15 protein-coding genes are annotated in these 21,391 nt (G+C 39.6%); 6 read left to right on the top strand and 9 right to left on the bottom strand.

Features of this window, described 5'->3' with window-relative positions:
* Positions 1–47 precede the first annotated feature (47 nt).
* Positions 48–1,124 (top strand): undecaprenyldiphospho-muramoylpentapeptide beta-N-acetylglucosaminyltransferase, encoded by a 1,077-nt coding sequence (gene murG / locus BV375_RS12995; protein WP_086761061.1) that lies wholly within the window; start codon positions 48–50, stop codon positions 1,122–1,124.
* A gap of 78 nt (positions 1,125–1,202) precedes the next feature.
* Here the strand turns inward: murG and BV375_RS12990 are convergent, their stop codons facing one another.
* The 3 genes from BV375_RS12990 to BV375_RS35955 form a co-directional block, all read right to left on the bottom strand.
* Complete coding sequence (locus BV375_RS12990; protein ID WP_086761059.1) at positions 1,203–1,940, bottom strand: hypothetical protein; 738 nt, start codon at positions 1,938–1,940, stop codon at positions 1,203–1,205.
* Between the two features lie 712 nt (positions 1,941–2,652).
* On the bottom strand, positions 2,653–3,129 hold the full coding sequence (locus tag BV375_RS12985; protein WP_086761057.1) for a BON domain-containing protein: 477 nt from the start codon (positions 3,127–3,129) through the stop codon (positions 2,653–2,655).
* A 76-nt stretch (positions 3,130–3,205) separates the two neighbouring features.
* Positions 3,206–3,397, bottom strand: a complete 192-nt coding sequence (locus BV375_RS35955; protein ID WP_143842073.1) for a hypothetical protein — start codon at positions 3,395–3,397, stop codon at positions 3,206–3,208.
* A 364-nt stretch (positions 3,398–3,761) separates the two neighbouring features.
* Between BV375_RS35955 and BV375_RS12980 the strand changes: the two genes are divergently transcribed.
* Positions 3,762–5,174 carry a HAMP domain-containing sensor histidine kinase gene (locus BV375_RS12980; RefSeq protein ID WP_086761055.1) on the top strand — a complete coding sequence of 471 codons (1,413 nt, stop codon included), beginning with the start codon at positions 3,762–3,764 and terminating at the stop codon, positions 5,172–5,174.
* Positions 5,175–5,525: 351 nt separating this feature from the next.
* Here the strand turns inward: BV375_RS12980 and BV375_RS12975 are convergent, their stop codons facing one another.
* Positions 5,526–6,938, bottom strand: a complete 1,413-nt coding sequence (locus tag BV375_RS12975; protein WP_086761053.1) for a DICT sensory domain-containing protein — start codon at positions 6,936–6,938, stop codon at positions 5,526–5,528.
* Here BV375_RS12975 and BV375_RS12970 point away from each other — a divergent pair.
* A complete protein-coding gene (locus BV375_RS12970; protein ID WP_086761051.1) occupies positions 6,937–7,137 on the top strand; it encodes a hypothetical protein in 201 nt (66 codons plus the stop codon). The two genes, BV375_RS12975 and BV375_RS12970, sit on opposite strands and share 2 nt — an antisense overlap.
* A gap of 119 nt (positions 7,138–7,256) precedes the next feature.
* Here BV375_RS12970 and BV375_RS12965 read toward each other — a convergent pair whose 3' ends face one another.
* The gene (locus tag BV375_RS12965) at positions 7,257–8,759 is read right to left on the bottom strand and encodes a UDP-N-acetylmuramoyl-L-alanyl-D-glutamate--2,6-diaminopimelate ligase (RefSeq protein WP_086761049.1); all 1,503 of its coding nucleotides are present in this window, start codon (positions 8,757–8,759) and stop codon (positions 7,257–7,259) included.
* Between the two features lie 42 nt (positions 8,760–8,801).
* A complete protein-coding gene (locus BV375_RS12960; RefSeq protein WP_086761047.1) occupies positions 8,802–9,167 on the bottom strand; it encodes a glutaredoxin family protein in 366 nt (121 codons plus the stop codon).
* 160 nt (positions 9,168–9,327) lie between these two features.
* On the opposite strand from BV375_RS12960, the gene BV375_RS12955 reads away from it, so the two are divergent.
* The 3 genes from BV375_RS12955 to cysH all read left to right on the top strand — a co-directional run bounded on the left by BV375_RS12955 (position 9,328) and on the right by cysH (position 14,022).
* A complete protein-coding gene (locus tag BV375_RS12955; protein WP_086761045.1) occupies positions 9,328–9,885 on the top strand; it encodes a Uma2 family endonuclease in 558 nt (185 codons plus the stop codon).
* Positions 9,886–10,455: 570 nt separating this feature from the next.
* Positions 10,456–12,735, top strand: a complete 2,280-nt coding sequence (locus tag BV375_RS12950; protein WP_086761043.1) for a GAF domain-containing protein — start codon at positions 10,456–10,458, stop codon at positions 12,733–12,735.
* 561 nt (positions 12,736–13,296) lie between these two features.
* A complete protein-coding gene (gene cysH, locus BV375_RS12945) occupies positions 13,297–14,022 on the top strand; it encodes a phosphoadenosine phosphosulfate reductase (RefSeq protein ID WP_086761041.1) in 726 nt (241 codons plus the stop codon).
* Positions 14,023–14,164: 142 nt separating this feature from the next.
* Here cysH and BV375_RS12940 read toward each other — a convergent pair whose 3' ends face one another.
* From BV375_RS12940 to BV375_RS12930, 3 genes are read right to left on the bottom strand one after another with little or no spacing between them, the layout of a single operon-like run.
* On the bottom strand, positions 14,165–15,265 hold the full coding sequence (locus tag BV375_RS12940) for a hypothetical protein (protein ID WP_086761039.1): 1,101 nt from the start codon (positions 15,263–15,265) through the stop codon (positions 14,165–14,167).
* A gap of 19 nt (positions 15,266–15,284) precedes the next feature.
* Entirely contained in the window at positions 15,285–17,171 is a 1,887-nt protein-coding gene (locus BV375_RS37595) for a trypsin-like peptidase domain-containing protein (protein ID WP_208099112.1), read from the bottom strand.
* A gap of 58 nt (positions 17,172–17,229) precedes the next feature.
* A complete protein-coding gene (locus BV375_RS12930) occupies positions 17,230–21,246 on the bottom strand; it encodes an AAA domain-containing protein (RefSeq protein WP_086761037.1) in 4,017 nt (1,338 codons plus the stop codon).
* Positions 21,247–21,391: the final 145 nt, after the last annotated feature.

Here is a 21,391-nt window from a genome sequence, read left to right as displayed (position 1 = left end):
AAATTGTTTTATCTTAGTTAAGCTAAGCGCTAAACGGTAGGGGTTTGATGGTAGAAGAAGCACCGATTAGGTTATTAATAGCTGCCAGTGGTACTGGTGGACACTTGTTTCCAGCGATCGCATTGGCACAAAAACTTCCAGAATATGAAATTGAATGGTTGGGTGTTCCCAATCGATTAGAAACTCAGCTTGTTCCTAAGCAGTATCCATTGCATACTATTGCAGTCGAGGGGTTTCAGCAAGGTTTTGGTATTTCGTCTCTCCGTATCTTGGGTAAGCTGCTCGGTTCGATTTTGCAGGTAAGACGAATTCTCAAACAGGGAAAATTCCAAGGCGTATTTACAACGGGTGGTTACATTGCTGGGCCAGCCGTGATTGCGGCGCGTTCTTTAGGAATACCTGTAGTTTTTCACGAATCCAATGCTTTACCTGGTAAAGTCACGCGCTTTTTTGGCCCTTGGTGTAGTGCTGTCGCCGTAGGATTTGAAGTTGCTGCCCAGTATTTGCCTCGTGCTAAAAATGTCTACGTTGGTACTCCTGTGCGATCGCAATTTTTAGATGAAGGCACTAATGCATCGCTGGATTTACCCATTCCGAATGGGGTTCCCTTAATTATTGTCTTTGGTGGTAGTCAAGGCGCAGTTGGAATTAATAAATTAGTCCGCGCCTCTGCTCCTGCTTGGTTTGATGCTGGAGCATACATTGTGCATTTAACTGGAGATCAAGACCCAGAGGCGGATAGTCTCAAGCACCCCCAGTATATAGCTTTGCCGTTTTATAACAATATGGCGGCATTGTTACGTCGAGCAAATTTAGCGATTAGTCGTTCTGGTGCAGGTAGCTTAACAGAATTGGCTGTGTGTGGCACACCAGCGATTTTGATTCCTTACCCTTTTGCGGCTGAAGATCATCAAACTTACAATGCCAACGTATTTACAAAAGCAGGTGCGGCGTTAGCCTTTCAACAATCACAGTTAACTGCTGAAGTTTTGCAAACTCAGGTTTTGAACTTGTTGAACTCACCCACAGAATTAGCCAAGATGGGAGAAAAAGCTAAAGCGATCGCTATTCCTGATAGTGCTGAGAAGTTAGCACAATTACTGCGTGAAGCGATCGAGAGATAAAAAGGACGTTGCTCAAAGAAGGTATGTTTTCAGTTAGAAGAGGGAATGCAGTAACAAAAGCTAGAGCTTACTTTTAACTCATAAAGGCTTATTGATAACCTTACCTTTAACAAAAGCTAGACCGATTTTACCGCCATCTCTCTCTTCTTTGACCTGATACAAAGCATCATCCATAGACATTGCTCTCGCTACACTTTCTGTATTAGAACGGCTATTATATCTAGCTACAATTTGCTCTAGTTCACCTGGTTGTATTTTGACGACTACCCAAGTTGAATTTCTATCCTCTGGTTCATCAATGTAGAAATTGAATTCAGGCTTAAAACCCTGTAAAAAAGCAATCAGTTCTGTTGCCTCTTGGTGGGTTTTAGCTCGATAAAACTCATAACTTAAACCGTTTTTATCAGTCACATAAATAGCTTTTTCCGCGTCATTCTCGCCATTTATCCAAGATATCCGACTGAATATCGAGCTTGGCAAATCGACCAGCTGCTCTAGAAATTTCCAATGGTAACTTTCTGGAGAAAGCGGCGCTATACAATTAATCAGAGTGTAGTTATTACTTTTAGTATGATAGTAGGTAACCCAAAATATTAGCTCATTAAGCCGACCATACCATCTTTCACATGGACCCGGTTCACTCATATCAAGAGGATTAGAAACAGCAGGAACCGGAATAATGTTTTGTAGTTCAGCTAGAGTAATATCGACAATAAATTCTCGCTCAAAAAAGTAAGTTTGGATTGAACGATAATTAGTAGCATAGTAATTATTAAAGTATGACCACCATTCGTCGGCTTGAATCCAATTGATCATTGACTTGCTTTTAACGCAACACACCCAAAATTGAGGCACTTTGATTCTAGCGATCGCAGTTGATTTTGAACATCCCTGTCTCATTCATCGTTGTTCTGATTTAATAAATACCTATTGATACTTTGTCACGTTAAGTATAATTCAATACAGTTCAGTTAAAAAAATTCATTGGCAACAAAGTTCACAAATAATTACTAAACAAAAAACCGAACAATTATTTTGGAGGGGGCTTGGGGGACGCAACCGTCCCCCAATCGGGGGTTTGGGGGAGAATCCCCCAAATCTTGGTTTTTGTTCGACAGATGAGAACACTTATCACCTTAACTGAACCGTATTGAAGTATAAGTAGGCAGCAGGGGGAAAGGATTAGAGACAAATCCTTGAGCTTATACCAATTCCAGGAAAAAATGAGACAGATGCGTAGGTTGGGGAGCCACTCACGTGGGCGGGTTTCCCGACTTGAGTGAAGTGGCGTTTGAACTGTGTGAAACCCAACAATTACAAAACTTTGAAGTGTTGGGTTTCGTTCCTTAACCCAACCTACATCCACATCATATTTTTTGTGAAATGGTATTAGGCATTTCGTGAAATGGGATGGCAATTCATTTTCAACTCAAATTTCCAAATGATGATGCGCTAAAAAAAACAGGACTTATATTTGTGTAAGTCCTGTTGAGAATTATAAAACTCTTAATTGGATAGTTTTATTTTTCTATTGTGCTTTCGCGGATGCAGCTTTTGCTTCTACCTTAACGCTCTTGACACCTTTTTGTTCCTTAACTAAGGGTGCAATTTTTTTCAGATCAGCCTCAGTGGGAACTGTTCCTTTAACTGTGACAGCACCATCTTTGTCTTCAACAATTAACTTGCTGCCAGGAATCTTTTCTGATAATTTGCTGAGAATTAAGCTTTTAGAAGTACTTTCAGCAACACCTTTAGCAGCAGTTTTAGTGTTTGCAGCGGCTTCTTTGACTGCGGTTTTGGTTTTGTCGCCTGTTTCTTTGACTGCGGTTTTGCCAGTTTCAGTAGTAGTTTTAGCTCCAGTTGCAGTTTTTTGAGATGCTTCTTTTGCTGGTTGGCTAGACTCATTGGTGGTGGAAGTGTCTGAACTGGTTTTTGTTGCATCTTGACAACCAAAAGTACCAACCACCAGAATACCAGTAACTAATAATGGAATTAGCTTTTTCATATCAATCTCCGAGTTGAGTAGTTGAAGCGATTAATTGAGCTGTGTGTGATGTTGAGGAGCGAATGTTAAAAACTAATTAAAGTTGAAATTGCACAAGTGCTAAATTCAGCACTAAGACAATTGCAAACTGAAGCTTTGACACTTCTGGAGGCAGGAATATTTTAGCTCCCGACAGAAGTACCAATTTAAATTCAGTTGCGGCTATTGATGAGTAAGACTTCACATACACTTGATGGCTTTCTATCGGCTGAACATAGATAGATGCCAAACGGCTTTCCTCAAGGTAGGTTATGTTAGTCCCTCAATAGAAATTTGATATTACCAGATTTGAGGAAGTTTGGCACATCATCCTCCAAAATTTTAATTATCTATGATTTCTGACTTGTTATTTGTTAAAAAGCAATGGCTGTAGGTAATAGGCAAGAGTCAAGAATCATTAGTTATTTCTTCGCTCCCCTCTGACTTTTCTGCTCCCTTCCAGTCTCTATTTTCAATATCCAGGGGAAATTGCGCCTTTGTTGTTCGGTTATACGACTGTCGCCAGTACACAAATGACTATAACCTCGTAAGTAAATGGTGAAGTACTTCACTTAGTTGCTGTAAATCGCTCTCCAACCAAGGGGTGAAAAGCTGTGTACGAATGGATATTGCCAAGTCTGAGAGAAATTTTAGCTGAAAGTCAGTCAACCCTGACTGAATGTTCACCAGCAAAAGCAGAGTGGCAGTGGCGCATCAGCCTAGCAGCAACAGAACAATTGCTAATCAATACTTTGGCAAATGCTGCATCTGATGCTACCGCAGGATTAGTTTTAGCTGCACCAGCACCCCTGTTTAGTCAACCTACACTGACTCAAAGCTTACAAACGGTAACATTCACAGCAAAGCCATTTAATCCTTTGGCATTGATGCCATTTGAAATGCCACTACCTCTAGAAATGGTAGAAGACATTGCTCCTCATGAATCAGTACTACCTTTATTACCTGCCGATCCTCTGGGGACAGAACAATTTTGCTTAGTTTTTACAGATAAATTTAGATTAGTGCTGGTTTTAGCAAAACACAAGAGCGGTCAAAAAACTTTTTTATTTTCCTTTGACCCAGAGGTAGTCCAGCAAGCTTGGCGTGCTTTAGGCGCACGGGTAATGCTGACTAACCCAGATTTTTTTGCTGATTTGGACGCATCAGTTCAAAAATTTGCGCCAGTGCCTCCAGATTATCGCACTGTCATGCAGTTTAGTCAGTTGTTGCTGCAAGAATTAGCACCGGAACAAGAGAAGGAGAATGTCCCCACTTCACCTGCTGTTTCTATACCCACATCTTCTTCTCGTTCGGATGTGGAATTACTCCAGGCCTTTGCCCATGAAGTCCGGACTCCATTGACTACTATTCGCACCATGACTCGCTTACTGCTGAAGCGGCGAGACTTACCTGCTAATGTAATTAATCGCTTAGAAGTTATCGATCACGAGTGTACCGAGCAGATTGACAGGATGGAGTTGCTGTTTAAAGCAGCAGAACTAGAAACATCTAACCCGGTGAAGTCTGCACACACTCAATTAACACCGATGTCTCTCGATCAAGTCTTGGAGCAGAGTATTCCTCGTTGGCAACAAGCGGCAAATCGGCGTAACTTAACTTTGGATGTGGTTTTACCCCAACAACTGCCAACGGTAGTGAGTAACCCTACGATGTTAGATCGAGTACTTACTGGTTTAATTGAAAATTTTACCCGTAGCTTACCTGCTGGTAGCCATATTCAAGTTCAGGTGATCCCGGCTGGAGATCAACTAAAGTTACAGTTATCGCCCCAAGCTCAATGCAAAGATACTAGCAAGCCTAGCCCACCAACAACGCCGCCCATTCGCAAAGCTTTAGGTCAATTGCTAATGTTCCAACCAGAAACGGGTACGATTAGTCTCAATATTGCGGCGACCAAACATCTGTTTCAAGCAATTGGTGGCAAACTAATTGTGCGCCAGCGTCCACAATATGGGGAAGTGTTGACTATTTTCTTACCATTAGAAGTTAGTGCTAAGCAGTGGTGATCCAAATTCTACAGGTGCGATTACGCTGAGTGCAGTGCCCTTTGGCGATCGCATGTTGTATTTTTGATATGTGAGCGATGGAACTGGTAAAATAAATCGACTATTTTAAAACTCTAGTAAAATCAAGCTTTTAACTTTGTCATGGTGGTTGGCAGCAGCTATGCATGACATGCATGGCGACCTAATATAAAGTCAACACAGTAATTTTAAGACTGAGAGCCTTCATATCTGCAAAGAAGGTTAGTCTGTTGACTAGGGGTTTATTGGAGATGCTCTGTGTTCTGCTTAGGACGTGTGGAATTGGAGCCAGCAAACAGATGAGAAAATTTGCCAAGTTGCGAAACGTTACATCTAAACTGAAGAGCGATCGCGTACACGGGCTAAATTGACTGTAAAAGTCGAACCTTCATAGGGCTTACTTCTCACAGCCATAAAACCACCGCAACGCCAAAGTAACTGCTGCACAACCGTTAATCCTAAGCCTGGCCCGCTAGATTCATCCGTTGCGCCAGAACGCACACGATAAAAGCTGTCAAAGATTTTGGGAATCTCTGTTTCGGCTATACCAATACCTGTGTCGCGGACTTCTAATTGCACATAATCACCATGCACGCGCGATCGCACCCACACTTGCCCGCCACTAGGGGTAAATTTAATACAGTTATGCAGCAGATTAATCACAATTAGTCTCAAACCGCCACTCACACACCACACAGATGGTAGTTCTGTGGGCACTGTGTAGGCTAACATAATTCCTTTTTCCTGAGCTACAGGCTGGTAGGTACTAACTATCCCTGGCACAACATCCGCCAAGCATACCGACTCTAAGGGCGAATCTTGTAAATTGCGATCCAGATGTACCAGATCTAGCAAACCAGTAATTAAAGAATTCTGGCGATCGCATTGGGTATTTAACATTTGTAAATAACGTTGCCGTTGGGGAGGTTTCAGCGTTGGAGAATTTAACAACGACAGCGCTGTTTTCATATGGGTGAGGGGTGTACGCAACTCCTGACACGCATTGCTCAAGTATTCATCCTTGGTTTGTGCTTTTTTGTAGAGTTTTTGATTTTGCTGCTGCAACTTGGCGATGCGCTTTGTCATCAGTTGATGATTTATTTCATCCTGTCGCTGGATTTGTTTGACTAAAAGCTGATTCATCAGTGCTGATTCGGGTGCAGTCGGGCAAAGAAAATCAAGCGGGAGCATTGGAGCTGATTCTGGTGTTCTTGCTTGTTTGATGCCATCTAGCACTGGTTGAATTACTCTGCCTTCCATAGTAGTCATTGCTAGTAAAGGCATAGTTTTTCTGGCACTGCCCTTTTTTAACATTTGAGTTTTACGTCTTTTTGGCGGTCGATGAGCCAAAATTAGACTGCAAAACTGGGGTGACAAAACTATTACAAAATATTCCCTTTGCAAGAGCTTATTTGGTAATAACTTAATGATTAAGTCATCAAGTGATGGGCTAAAATATGTATCCCCTCTAGCTTCTCCTTTACGCCTCTCATCAATCTGACAGTTATAGATAACAACAGAAACATCCACTGCGGACTGATAGCGCATTAATTCTGATTGCCAAATTTTTCCTGGCGGTAGCTTTACCCATAAAGTCGCTGCTATTTTCTGGTCAATCAGCAAGTCAATTTGTGACCTGAGTAGTGATAGCAGAGTAGCAGGACTGAGGGGTAATGGTTGAGGAGGCGCTTCCATTGCCAAAGCCAACTGATAAATTGATAGATCCTGAGCCAGAGAATCATTCATGAGTCAAGCACAAGAAGGAGGGATAGAGAAGGATATAGGAAAAGATAATTATGTCTTTGCTTTTCACCCTGATGTTTACCTTAATTACCACAAAGCTACGAAAATTAATATTAATTATGAATTCTGGATGAGGAATTATAAAACTAATGGAGTGTATCATTTACCATTTAATGTCGCAAGCATATTTGAGTTGAAATAAGTTGAGAATTGAGAATTTATTATTGGGGTTTATTTATATCCTAAAATTCTCCTGTATCTTATTGCTTCAGTAATAGGGACGCCAGCAATAGCGTCCCTAACAAGAAATAAAATTCTTGATTAATTTTGAATCTTCAGCCTTTCTTGTAAAGCTGCGCGTGCATGTTCTCGGTCATCAAAGTGAATTTTTTCTGTACCGAGAATTTGGTAATCTTCGTGGCCTTTTCCAGCCAGTAAAACTCCATCTCCAGGTTGTGCTTGTAAAATAGCAGTACGAATAGCGGCAGAGCGATCGCCAATTACTGTGGGATTTGTCGTTTCCGGAATTCCTGCCAAAATATCTTGCAAAATCCTTTGTGGGTCTTCAGTGCGGGGATTATCTGAGGTGACTACAGCCAGATCTGCTAATTCGGCGGCAATTTTCCCCATTTTCGGTCGCTTGGTGCGATCGCGATCGCCACCACAACCAAACACACAAATCATCTTACCAGGAATAAACGGACGTGCCGCTTTGAGCAGATTCTCTAAACTATCTGGTGTGTGGGCATAATCCACAATCACGCTGATATCCTGGTTTGGAATCACCTGCACCCGTTCCATCCGTCCGGGAACACCAGGAAACTCAGGTATAGCAGTTGCTACTAATTGCAAATCTAGACCCAAGTGTAAAACTGCACCGACTGCTGCCAAAAGATTTTCTAAATTATACTGACCAACTAAAGGTGAACGAAAAGCTACGTTACCCTTAGGTGTATGCAATGTCCCACTAACACCATTCGGCTCGTAATTAAGATCGCTCATCCAAAAATCAGCATTGGCATCGTTAACACTGTAACTCCAAACTTTTTCTGGACTCAACGAGGCAATTAATCTTTGTCCATAAGGGTCATCAGCATTAATGATTGCCCGCCCTTTGAGATAATCTGGACTAAACAACAATGCTTTCGCCGCAAAATAATCCTCCATATCGCGGTGATAGTCCAGGTGGTCTTGGGTGAGATTGCTAAACACTCCCACCTCAAACTCACAACCCAACACTCGACCTTGGGCTAAAGCATGAGAACTAACTTCCATCACTCCATACTCACAACCAGCATCCACAGCTTGCGCTAGTTGTTGTTGTAGTTCCACCGCAAACGGTGTAGTGTGAACAGCCGTTTCTGCAAAACCAGGCCAGCGAGTGTAGAGAGTCCCCATCAAAGCTGTTGGGAGATTTGCTTTCTCCAACAGAAATTCAATCAAGTGAGTAGTTGTAGTTTTGCCATTAGTGCCGGTGACACCAACTAATTTGAGTTTTTGCCCTGGGTAACCGTAAAAAGCACCTGCAATTTGGGCACAGGCTTTAGTCATGTCACTAGCACTAATTACAAAAGCCTCGGTTGTGGGAGGATTTTTCTGGACAGCTTGGACAGAGACAACCGCTGCTACCGCACCAGATGCGATCGCACTTTGCCAAAATTCTCCCCCATCTACTCTTGTTCCTGGCATCCCAATAAACAAATCTCCCAAACTGCAAGCATGGGAATTTGTCTTCAATCCCTGCACTTCTGCATCCTCAAAAGCAGGATGGTTAGGTAATTGCTCTACAGTGTCGATCGCTGCTAGTAATTCCCGCAGTTTCATTTTGTGAACCTCGTCACACGCTTCTCTTGCGCTTATTCTGCATTATTTTTTCTCATTGGATAAATACTTACGCAGCATTTGCTCCAACTGCTGCACACTAGCACGAGGAGAAGGACGTGGCAAAGGTTTTTCAATTAAATCTTCCTCTGCGTTCTTGGCGTCTTGGCGGTTCCCGTCACGATGGCAAAGTGGCGTTAGCGCAAGCGGTAGCGACGCAGGAGCGTCACCCGAAGGGCGGTTCGATAGATATAAAACTGGCACCTCATACTGATACGCCAAAAACCAATCCTCACGAGTTGTAATATCCCGAATTTCCAACTCAAACGCCACATTTTGGATTTTTTCTAGCTTTTCCTGTAAACCTTCACATAAATGGCATCCAGGTTTGCTGTATAAAATTAATCGCATTTGCTTCCATCCCTGCCGCAACTCCCATTTCTACAAGCGATCATAGGCTGAAACTGGATAGGGATATCTTCTGTGTAAGCTTGATCGGCGTTGAAAATTTAAAATTGGTGATAGCTTAGTTAAACTAGTTCAAAATAGAGTCACAAGAGACGCGATCGCTATGACTCAAGTTAAATCTCAAATTACACTACAAGAATTCTTGGCACTATCAAAAGAGGATATCACTTACGAATTAATTGATGGCGAAGCAAAACCCAAAATATTACCAAAAAGATTTCATTCTTATGTAAGAGGTGCGATCTACATACTTTTATCACAGAAAATGCAAAATCGTGGTGAGGTTGGTATCGATTGGGCAGTTACTTTAAACCGTAAGGGTCGCGACTGGGTGCCCGTACCAGACTTACTTTATGTATCCTATTCTCGGCTTCCAAGTAAGGTAATCGAAGATGAACCTTGTCCCATACCGCCAGACTTAGCTATTGAAATTATCTCTCCTGACCAAAGCTTTGGCGAAATGAGCGCCAAAGCCACAGATTATCTCGATGCAGGCGTGATGAGAGTTTGGGTTGTGGATGCAAGAGCTAAAACAGTTACTATTTTTTATCCTGATGCACGACCTCAAACAAAAAGTGGTGAAGATAGTTTAGAAGATTGCCTTTTTGAATGGCTGCAAATTACACCGCAACAAATTTTTCAACAAGCAGGAATTTTATAAAGCAATACAGTTCAGTTAAGAAAATTCATTGACTACAAAGTTCACAAATAATTACTAAACAAAAAACCGAACAATTATTTTGGAGGGGGCTTGGGGGACGCAACCGTTCCCCAATCGGGGGTTTGGGGGATTCTCCCCCAAATCTTGGTTTTTGTTCGACAGATGAGAACTCTTATCACCTTAACTGAACCGTATTGTTTTATAAAGATTTTGAAACAGCGGCTTTACTGCCCTAACTTACGAGCGATCGCCTAATTATTAGGTTTTGATAACATAAGCGATACATTAGTTTACGCTCTAGTACCCTAAGTTAACTTTATCACTACGCGATCGCCTCAAAATAAATAGTTACAGTAGACTAAATTGCAACACTTCGAGAGTTAGCAGATCCAACCAAAATTACGACATATTTTTTACTAATAAACTTTAATCATACTGCATATAAATTTTTATAATGTGCGAAAATATCCAAGCATCTAATCTCAAGTAACATAATTAGCAGGCATTACCAGTCACACACGTTTATTAGCATCTACCTTTTTATACATTTAAGAAGGGCATTATTACTGGATGGAATTTACTGAGTACTCACGTGATTTAGAAACAAGAATTGCCGAAGAAAGTTTGCTACATAGAATAACAACCCGAATTAGGCAATCACTCGAACTGAAAGAGATATTAACGACTAGTGTTGCAGAAATTCGTGCATTTTTGGGTACAGATCGCGTAATGGTGTATCAATTTGACAGCGATGGCAGTGGAGAAGTCGTGGCTGAATCTATACACCAACAGCGTCTACCATCACTGATCGGGCTGCACTTCCCTGCAACTGATATTCCCCAAGAAGCGCGAGATATGTTTCTGTGGGCGCGCCAACGTTCAATAGTAAATGTGGCTAGTGGGCGGATTGGACTATCGCCATTAGACAGCCCCGAAACTGGCAAATCTCTTAGTAATGAAAATCTCTATTACCGAGCAGTAGACCCTTGCCATATTCAATACTTAACAGCAATGGGTGTGCAGTCTTCGCTAGTAGTGCCAATTTTACATCACGACCCGAAAGAGCAATCAGCAAAACCTCGACTGTGGGGATTGTTAGTATCGCACCACAGTACAGCACGCACAGTTGGGAAACAAGAACTGCAATTAGTGCAGCAGGTAGCAGATCAAATATCAGTTGCGATCGCTCAAGGTTATCTACTCAGCCAAGCCCGTGCGGAGCAACAACGAGAAGCGATCATCAACCGTATTACCACCCTGTTACATGCCCTGCCAACAATCCAATTTCAAACAGCACTAGAAGCAACTGTAGGAGCCTTTGATGGCATAGGTGGCAGACTTTACATTGAGCAGAGTGCAGAATTATTCACTTGGGGCGAACAACCGACACTGACAGAAGGACAAGCAAACAGTGTCATGGAACAGCATTCCCTGTGGCAAGACTGGATGGCTGAATGTCAAACAGGTAACCTTTGGGCAATTACCGACCTATACAAAGAACCTCATTGGCAAGAACTGGCTCCTGTTTTCCAGCCAACCCAGATTCGCGGTATGTTGCTAATTCCCCTCAATTACCGTCAAACTTATATTGGTGTTTTAAGTATTTTTCGCTCTGAATTTGACAGCGAAATCTTGTGGGCAGGACAACGCGATAGTAATGAGCAACAAAAGCTACCCCAGCTTTCATTTGCAGCTTGGCTAGAACAAAAAAAGGGACAAGCACCTGAATGGAAACCTGAAGAAATCTCAATGGGGCAAGCTCTAGCAGATCAATTTGCGATGGCAATTCAGCAACAGCAAATGTACCAACAAGTACAAGCACTGAATACTAATCTTGAACATTTAGTAAAAGAGCGTACAGCCCAATTACAGCAAGCTTTAGAGCTTACCAGAATAGTTAAGCAAGTTTCCGATCAAATCCGTAGCAATCTAGACTACAAGCTTACCTTGCAAACTCTCGTACAGGAAGTGCGAAAACTGCTCAAAACAGACCGGGTAGTGATTTATAAAATTCTTGGTCAGTTAGGAGGTGAAGTAGTTGTAGAAGATGTGGACAGCAACTTGCGTCCTATTGTAGGGATGAAAACCCCATTGGAATGCTTTCCCGAAGCATCTGCCCGTCTTTACTTGCGAGGAAGAGTGCGGGCGATCAACAATACAGCTTCAGAAGATTTGACTCCCTGCCATCGAGAGTTTTTACAGAGTCTTCAGATCAAAGCAAATTTAATTGTCCCAATCAAGATGGGTACGCAATTATGGGGATTAATCATCGCCCATGAATGTTTTGCTCCTAGAAATTGGCAGGATGTGGAAATGGATTTGTTGCAGCATCTAGCAGATGAGGCCGTGCTTGCCATTCAGCACGCACAACTATACGAAAACAGCCGTGCTGCCGAATTTGCTGCCACAGCGCAAGCTGAACAGCTAGCCCAAGCTCTCGAACAAATCAAAAATACTCAGGCACAACTTATCAAAAGTGAGAAAATGTCCAGCTTAGGACTATGGGCGCTGGGCGTAGCACACGAAATTAAAAACCCTGTTAACTTTATCTCCACTAATTTATCTGACATCAGCGATAGTACCCAACAACTGCTGGAACTTTTGCGCCTGTATCAGTTGTACTATCCTCACCCAAACGGTGAAATTAGCTATTACGCAGAAGCGATCAATTTGGATTTTCTGATCAACAAGCTACCTAAAATCCTGTTATCAATGAAACTACAAGCTGAACGCATCAACTCGATGATGTTATCGTTACGAAATTTTTCTTACCAGGATACAGCAGCGATGAAACTTGCTGACCAGCATGAAACTTCTGAAATTAGAAATCTATTCAGTAGCCAAGAATAGCCGATAACAATCCTCTGGATAACAAAGTGTAAAAGCCCCTCTCATATATTGCAGCGGGGCTTTGTAAACTTTATTTGCTAAAATTTGCTGTTATTTTCTTAAAACGCGCTCATGATGGTGATGATGCCAGCGCTGGTCAACATGATGAGAGCGCCCATAAATATAGATACACCCAAAGAACCTGGAGTTTTTGAATTGTTCATTTTATTTAGAATCCCCGAAAGTTAAGGATTCATTAAGAATATCAATATCAGTATTGTATATCCATATAAATACGGTAAAAATTAAAATTCCGTAATCTTTCTTAGTAAAGGCTGTGGTATTTACTTATAGATGAGGTTGCTGAACTAATTAAATTCTATAACTTGTCAGGATTTATTAACTCTGGCTATGCAGCTTTAATAGCGTCAACCATATATACACGTAGTTATGTATCAATAGCTACAATAAATAAATTTATAAATCCCTCATACCCTAGCGATTTATGTGCCTTTATATGTGCACATATGAGGTAAAATGAATTTTGTTGAAGTTCAAGAACCATTTAGCTAAAAAATTATCATGACAGTTTCCACGGTCTCTAGAAACCAAACAAGCGATTTTGATTTAGAGCAGTTAAATCAAGAATTTGAAACTGCTACTCCCAAAGAGATACTGGCCTGGTCTATAGAAAATATCCCCACGGGACTGGTACAAACCAGCGCCTTTAACGTGGATGACATGATAATTACCCATATTCTTTATAGTGAACTGAAGCATCCCGTCCCTGTTATTTTTCTTGATACTCTCTACCACTTCCCTCAAACCCTAGAACTAGTTGCCAAAAGTAAAGAAGTCTATAACTTGGATCTAAAAACCTACAAGACTCCAGACGTAGATAGCCGCGAAGCCTTTACCGCTAAATATGGCGAAGCGCTCTGGGATAGAGATATTACTAAATTCCACCACGTTACCAAAATTGAACCTTTGCAACGGGGTTTAGACGAACTCAACACCATCGCTTGGATTACTGGTCGTCGCCGTGACCAAGCAGTTACCCGTGCTAATATGCCTATCTTTGAATTGGATGGCAAAGAGCGCTTGAAAGTAAATCCCTTAGCTAACTGGACACGTCAAAAAAGCTGGGTTTATGTGGCTGAACATGGAGTAATTTACAACCCCTTGCATGACCAAGGCTATCCCAGCATAGGTGATGAACCAATCACTACCAAAGTCGGTGCAGGTGAAGACGAACGCGCTGGACGCTGGCGGGGAACTGGCAAAACTGAATGTGGAATTCATATTTAATAGTGATTAGAGAGTAGGAAGTGAGAATTTGAGGAAAATCATCTTTTCCTCCAACTCTTATCTTCCTTCTCTTTTATCCTGTGCTGACTCTGCACCCATCCAGATAGACACTCACTCCCACACAAGAAATATATAAGCTAGTTTATTGACTATTTTGCTGAAAAAGTTGCTCTAAAGCTGCCAATTCAGCTTCTGTTTCTGCATCAGATGGTGGTAACGGACGCTGCATAATTGAATAAAGCGATCGCTTTTGCACTTTCGCAGCTTGCAATCCCAACTCCCGTAAAAAATCCTCAATTTTTAGCACCATTTGTTTGCGGTCAGCTTTTGTAACATCAGGACTTTGGTAAATTGCAGCCTTAATAGCAGGCAAAAATATTGTTTTAACTACTTCATATTTTCCATCAATGACAGCCTCTTGGGCTTTATCAACCAGTTCTTTGATGCTGCTTAATGACTCCCAATATTGAGCAGTGCGCTTTTCTATACGAAAGAGCATATAGCTATAGCCTTCTAGAAGTTTGCCGTCACGCTCAAAAGTTTTTGTTGTTCCAGGTGAACCAAGACAGAGGCTATCATTGACAATACAAAGATTATCGCTGTTTATCTTGTTATCCTGCGCCAAAATTGCAGCAAAATAACCCGCTTTTAGGAAATTGCTACCACCTCCATAAGCTTCAGAAAATGTTTGTTGGTAGCCTAGTTCTAAGCGACGCTCACCAATATCGAGTAAATCTTCAATACCCCGATATACTGGTTCTGCTAGCTTTATAACACTTGAAAGTTCCGGCACTGGTAGCAATTCAGAAAATCTGCCTATCGCCTTAATAAATTTACCGATGGAGTCATTATTAGCTATGCTAAATAACCCTGCTTGTAACTCGACTAATCCATCATTGAAGGGAAATAAGGATGTGAGTGGATAGTTACACTGAATTACTTTATCCAGATTATCTGCTATTGATTTTTCTAATTGTCCAGGTGCAGCCAGATAGGGAATTATTACAGATTTCCCACCGTGATTGAAGCGGACAGCAGCATGAACCACCGGATATCTTTGCTTGAACCATTCTACATCTTTAGCCAAGCGCATCTCCACTAGCCAGATACGACAATAGGCTTCACCTGCAACAATAGGTTTTTCATCGTAGTCTTTATCAACTCGATGTTTAGGTAGAAAAAGGGTTTTATATTTTGGAGCCTCACGGCTGAAAGTTTCAGATAAACTCTGTAAAAAGCTCATTAAATTATTCCTCGTCACATCAAAGTAAATGCTGTGAAATTTGATTCCAAAAAGCACGGATGGGAATACCTCCTGTTGAATCTGGAGTCACAGAACGCCTTATACCGGGATTTCCTTGATGAATTGCAATCAATTCCCATTGGCGATTAAAAATTGGTGCGCCAGAAGAACCGTCATCAGTTTTCAAATTATGGTCAATGTAATCTTCTCCTACTTGTGTAATTTGTCCAAATTCAGAAATGATTACCGATTTTCCTTGTGGGTGATGGATAATACAAACATCTTGACCGCTATCTAATATAGATGTTTTATCAATAAAAATAGCTTTTTGTTGTGTTTGAGCGTTGATTTTCAATAATGCATAATCAAGGCGACTATTATTACTAATAAAATCTAATTGCAAAATATTTTTTTCTGATTCGTAATTTCCATCCTTATAGTTAAAGCGCACCCATGCTTTTTGCACTTGGCTCTTAGTAAAAATGTGATTACAGGTTAATAAAAAGTTTTTTGTAATTAACACCCCTGTACCTATGGGGTTTCCTATAGGTGATTCAATTCTGCCAACTGTGTTACAAGCAGCTAATGCTTTAAAGTTTTCCTGACCTCTTTCGACTAATCGAGTAAATAATTTTGAATCTTCGTCTTTAAAATTATATATTATAGCTAAATCGCTTAGGTACTTAAGCAATTTCACCATTGGGTGAGATTCCAAACTATTACTAGAAATTTGATACTGTTTAAATTTTGCTACTAATTCATTAGCAAAATGAATAGATTGTGTATCCCATTTCAAATTACTTAGAAAAGCGGAATCAATACCAGCGCTTTCTAAAACATTTTGGCGATCGCTAGCTAAAGGAACCTTGAGAGCAAAGTGATTTAGTGCCATAGTTAATGGTGTGATATCTTGCTGCTCTAAAAATATTTCTGGATTCATGGCGCTCTCATATGTCCAAGTTACAGTAGGTTTGATAATTGCAAAGGAAGAATCGTCAACAGCTTGAGTCGTTGTAATAGAGAATTTATTCAAAAGTTGCTCAGATGTTTTGTCTTGAAGAGTTTCATCGAAATTTGGGGTAGATGTTAGTATGTTATTGCTCAAAGCTGTGGTTGTAACTGAGACAGTAATAGGTACGCTAGAATTTACCTGGTTAAATCGACGCATCAAATATTGGATCAAGTCTTGAATGGAATAATCTGATTTTAATTGATATTCTTTTAGTGTTTTTTCTAAGGGTTTTATTATATTTATATAAAGCTTGTTAACATATTCTTGCCGTGCAGTTTTTGTACCTTCTAACTGCTCCGAATAGAAACTGTACCATTGCCAAAGAGAGCGAAATTGGTTAGGATTTGAAATTGATATCCCTCTGTCCACAAGAAGTGTTATTTTGAATCCAATTTCGTAATATAGGTTCATATATTGTTCTTCATTTTCTTTAATTGAAGAAATAGTATTACTTTCAATAGCTACCGCAATCAGTATTTCTTGTAGTTTTTGTATTTGTGATTTTAATTCTTCAATTTGTGTCAGATCTAGCTCATTGTCTAAGGCTTCTGATGAGGTTACTTTGAGGTAATGTTTGCATAAAGCAATGTCAATTTGAGTGCAAATATTTTGATAAAGATTATGAATATAACTTCCCCGGAAAGCAGATTTACGTAACTTAGACTTCCAATACTTATACCAGTCCCAGAGTGAATAAAAATTATTTGGATTTTCTATAGGTAATCCTTCATATTGAAGGTCTTCTATTTGTGATGCTATTTCTTGATAGAGTTCTTTGTACTCTTCCTCTTTATCCTGAATTCGATACTCTTGTGAATTAGTAGCAACTCCAATCATTATCGATTGCAGCTTTTGAATATTTGTTAATAATTCTTCAAATTCAGTTGATTGCATACAAAAAATTACAGATTGCTGCAAATGTCATCTTGAAAGACTACATTACCACCTTTGGCTATTTCTGATTCAGCAAATCTTTTATATGTTCTACTAACAGTTCTATCTGACCGTTTCTATTTTCATACCACTCACGAGACCAAATTCTGTAAATGTTCCAACCCAAGTCTTTCAAAATTTTGTGGCGAAGGCGATCGCGCTCCCGTGCTGTAGGATATTTATGATAAATAGTTCCATCACAAACAATACCCAACAAGAACTCTTCTGTTTCTTGTTGTCGCTCATCTATTACTGCTAAGTCTATAGGATAGGCTGAACGACCTACCCGTTTTTTTATCCTGTATCCTTGCTGCGTTAGAGCTTGATATACATCCTCTTCAAAAAGAAAATCAGATTCGGCAAAATTATTATCAAACTGTATATCTAATTTCTCACCACCCTTTTCAGCAAACTCAAAATATTTTTGTATCAATTTCACTTCCTCATTATCCGAATCAAAATCTGCTGCTTTAATAGAAGCTACTAAGACAAACTTGCTTTTTGCACGAGTAACTGCTACGTTTAAGCGTCGCCTTCCTCCTGGGTTAGTAAGAGGCCCAAATTTATGAACTAGGTTTTGGCTGTTTTCATAAAACCCAAATCCAAAGCTAAAAATAATTACTTCTTGCTGGTCTCCTTGAACTCTCTCTATTGGTTTAATAAAGAAATTACGCGAGTCTTCTTGGCATAATTCTTGAATGTCTGGATAGTTTGAACTGAGTTGCTGTAGTTTGTCTCGAATCATTTCTGCTTGAGATTCATTTAACGTAATAATTCCCAAAGAAAGTTCAGAAAGATCCTGATGTTCTCGACAATGTTCTAAACAATGCTTTATTGTCAGTTCTGCTACTTTTTGTGCTTCGCGGATATTATACTTTGCACTATCACCAGGGGTATAGATTCCATCTGGAACGTACTCAAAATGAACGCCTAGATTAGGATTTTTTGCTGGATTCGGGAAAGTCAAAAGCTCTGAATCATAAAAGTTTTGGTTTGAGAAAGCAATTAAACTCTCGTGTTTACTGCGATAGTGCCATTTCAGCGTAAATTTCTCTAGGAATGTTGAAGATTCATCGAGTAAACTTTCATATATTTCTTGCTCCTCGCCTTCATCACCTGAAGCATTGCTTTTAAAGAAATAAGTTGGCGGTAGCTGCTTATTGTCACCAACGACTATTACCTGCTTTGCTCGCATAATGGAAGGTACTGCATCTTCGGTACAAATTTGGGAAGCTTCATCGAAAATTACCACATCAAACTCTACAGCCTCTGGTTCTATGTATTGACTAACAGCAAGTGGACTCATTAGCCAAAAAGGTTTTAAGGTAGTCACAAGTTTAGAGGCATCTTTTATGAATTGACGGATTTTTTTATGCCCTTTTTTTAATGTGTTTTGTTTTTCGAGTGATAGTATTTGCTTCTTTGCTTCTGATTGTCTAGACCACTCTTTCCAGCGTTCAGCGTGAAGTTGTCTTAAACACTGTATTGCTACTTGATACTGTTCAATATCAAGCTGAGAAAATTCCTCTAATTTCTGCTCATGCCTTTTTTGATTAAAATTCCGCAATTCAGTACTATCTAAGATATATTGCAGCCAGTCTTTATAAATGCCTTTTTGCAAAACTAAAAACCAAAAATTTGCTTGAATATTAGACTCTCTTAGTTTTAATAAAAAATCTTTAGCACCAATAGCTTCTAGCTCCTCTACTAGCTGTTGGCAGTCTAAACATTGTTGGAACGAAACTAGCTCTTTTTGGGCTTGATTAAGAAAATGTTCTACTTCAGATAAAGATGTTCTTTCCAATTCACCAGGTTTTGTCATTTCTTCCTGCTGAAAATGTTGTCTGAGGAATTTAAAACCTTCTGTTATCGAGTTTCGTGAATTTTCTAAATTTGTTAATAAAGTCCTAACTTCTCGCAAATTTTCGGATGAAGAGATAACTACTGTAACTTGCTTTGAAGGCAAAGAGTAATTTTGTATGACTTTCAACCAATTCAATGCTTGTTCAATAGCATCTAAGTCTGGCATTCCTTCTTCAAAGAATGAACTAAACGCTCGATGATATTGATGTGTAGTATCTTTCAATTTATTCAAAATTTCATTATGCTTAATTGCATTATCAATATCTTTAATTAATTCTGTGTCACGTACTCTATTTTTTACTTTTTGCAGACAAACAAGGCTTTTACGAGTACGCCAATAACCACATCTTAGCCAGCTAAAAATTCCTTTATAGCTCTGAAAGCGTTGCTTGAATTTTCTCAGTTCTGGCAAATTCCAACTTAAAAACTCATTAATATATTTATTACTCAAATCTGAGCCTATACGTTGAACTTGATCAATATCCTCTTTAAGTTCTTCAAAATTTTGTTGCAAAGTATGTAATATTGTTTCTTGCAGCCAATTTTTTGGAAAACGTGGAGGTACTTCAATAAGATGATTTATCGCTGGCTGAAGCTTGTCTAAAGCTATTAATGTGTTAGCAGCTTCTATATTTAATAACTCCTGCAAACTAGCACTAGTTCTTGTGGCAAGTTGAATTCCTTTTCGCAAGTTGTCAATATTTTGACGTAAGTTTCTGCTAACATCAGAATTCCATCTTTTTATCGGACTACTTGACCATATGGTTTTCTGCATTAGTCGAAAAAATGGCTCAAATTGTCCCAGGTCATTCAGTAAATTTTTAGCTTGCAATAATAATCTTTGTTCTGACCATTCTTCAAGATTATATGTATTAAATTCAAGCGTCGGAACTAACTCTCGTTCCAGTTTAAGTAATTTGCCATAAAGTTCAAAAGCAGATTTATTTATTGGTTGGTATTTATTATGTAAACTTGCAGTATAGCTATTGAGGCTTTGCCGACATTCACATAATTGTTGAAAGAATATATCTCGATTCCCCTGTTGTGACTCAGTTTCATTTCTTTGTGACAAACGAATTTTAGTTTGATTTAATTCTTTTACCAACTTCTTAGTATTAGTTGTACCTTTATGGTGCAGATCTAAACATAAGTCTTCAAGACTAGGCTGAGAATCTCGTAGTGTCTTGTATACAGCATCTAAAGCAGTCTGCTTCTCTGCAACCAGCAGAACTGTTTTGTTTTGGCCTATTAGTTCGGCAATTATGTTGGCAATTGTTTGGCTTTTTCCTGTCCCAGGAGGCCCCTGCACTACAAAACTAAGCCCTGCCTTTGCTGCTTCAATTACTAGTTGCTGGCTAGAATCAGCATCACATATCTGATATATTAATTCAGCATTGATTGTATCCAGTTCTTTAGCTGTGATAGTTTTAATATGACTTAGATTTTCTGGTGCCTCTGGTAGAGCAAGCCCTTGCAGAATTGGGTGATTGGCGATGAGTCCCTGATTTTGTTCCAGATCTTTAATTATCGCTGTTTTGACAGACTCAAATAAGGTAATATAAGCAGTTTCTTCTAATTGCCAATCTTGCTTTTCGGCTATAGCATTACGTACTGCATTGATAAATCCTTCATAACCTAATTTTTGAAGTGTTTCGGTTTCAGGTAAGGTGATATTAAAATCGTCACGTAACTTGTTTAATAAAAGAAAGTTAATGGAAATATCCTCATCAGTAGAACATATTGTATATTCTGGTTTTTTTTTACCTTTTTTTTGTAATTCCACTGGAATCAGCAACAGAGGAGATATTAACTTATCCTTCTCTTTTTTTTCTTGAAGATTTGCAGTATCAAACCAAGTCAAAGTACCAAGGACTAAATACAGGCTGATGAAGCCTTTCCCTTCTAATGTTTTTTTGCTGTCGCTACATAGTTTATCGAGAAGCTTTATGAGGTCATCTTCTATTTGCTTAGTTTTCAAATCATTGAAGGGAATTGAGCCAGATTCATCTCTCACAAGCTTTTGAAATAAGCTTAAAGGCGGTGTATAAACTTCAATTTTAGGCTTGTTGCTCTTTCGGAAATCGACTAGTGGGTTGCTGTTACTTGAACCAGCAAGTTTATGCCTCCAATCCTTGATTTTTTGCTGAATTGCAGGATTTATGCTGTTAGTCATTGGCTTCCGATTGCTAGCAATTAATTAAAACTGTTTCATTTATAATTTATACTTATTTAGATTAAAATTTGGTAAAATAAGATGAATTTTGGACAAAATTTAGATATTTTTGTCATAATCGCTCTCAAAAAATATAAACTGCTGG

It is taken from the genome of Nostoc sp. 106C, from assembly GCF_002154725.1.
Classification (GTDB): Bacteria; Cyanobacteriota; Cyanobacteriia; order Cyanobacteriales; family Nostocaceae; genus Aulosira.
This window is presented reverse-complemented; position numbering and strand designations above follow the sequence as displayed.

What these genes read in the sequence shown, in the direction of transcription:
- murG (WP_086761061.1), top strand. Translation starts at nt 48, where the DNA reads ATGGTAGAAGAAGCACCGATTAGGTTATTAATAGCTGCCAGTGGTACT.
- BV375_RS12990 (WP_086761059.1), bottom strand. Translation starts at nt 1,940, where the DNA reads ATGATCAATTGGATTCAAGCCGACGAATGGTGGTCATACTTTAATAAT.
- BV375_RS12985 (WP_086761057.1), bottom strand. Translation starts at nt 3,129, where the DNA reads ATGAAAAAGCTAATTCCATTATTAGTTACTGGTATTCTGGTGGTTGGT.
- BV375_RS12970 (WP_086761051.1), top strand. Translation starts at nt 6,937, where the DNA reads ATGAGTCAAGCACAAGAAGGAGGGATAGAGAAGGATATAGGAAAAGAT.
- BV375_RS12975 (WP_086761053.1), bottom strand. Translation starts at nt 6,938, where the DNA reads ATGAATGATTCTCTGGCTCAGGATCTATCAATTTATCAGTTGGCTTTG.
- BV375_RS12965 (WP_086761049.1), bottom strand. Translation starts at nt 8,759, where the DNA reads ATGAAACTGCGGGAATTACTAGCAGCGATCGACACTGTAGAGCAATTA.
- BV375_RS12960 (WP_086761047.1), bottom strand. Translation starts at nt 9,167, where the DNA reads ATGCGATTAATTTTATACAGCAAACCTGGATGCCATTTATGTGAAGGT.
- BV375_RS12955 (WP_086761045.1), top strand. Translation starts at nt 9,328, where the DNA reads ATGACTCAAGTTAAATCTCAAATTACACTACAAGAATTCTTGGCACTA.
- BV375_RS12950 (WP_086761043.1), top strand. Translation starts at nt 10,456, where the DNA reads ATGGAATTTACTGAGTACTCACGTGATTTAGAAACAAGAATTGCCGAA.
- cysH (WP_086761041.1), top strand. Translation starts at nt 13,297, where the DNA reads ATGACAGTTTCCACGGTCTCTAGAAACCAAACAAGCGATTTTGATTTA.
- BV375_RS12940 (WP_086761039.1), bottom strand. Translation starts at nt 15,265, where the DNA reads ATGAGCTTTTTACAGAGTTTATCTGAAACTTTCAGCCGTGAGGCTCCA.
- BV375_RS37595 (WP_208099112.1), bottom strand. Translation starts at nt 17,171, where the DNA reads ATGCAATCAACTGAATTTGAAGAATTATTAACAAATATTCAAAAGCTG.
- BV375_RS12930 (WP_086761037.1), bottom strand. Translation starts at nt 21,246, where the DNA reads ATGACTAACAGCATAAATCCTGCAATTCAGCAAAAAATCAAGGATTGG.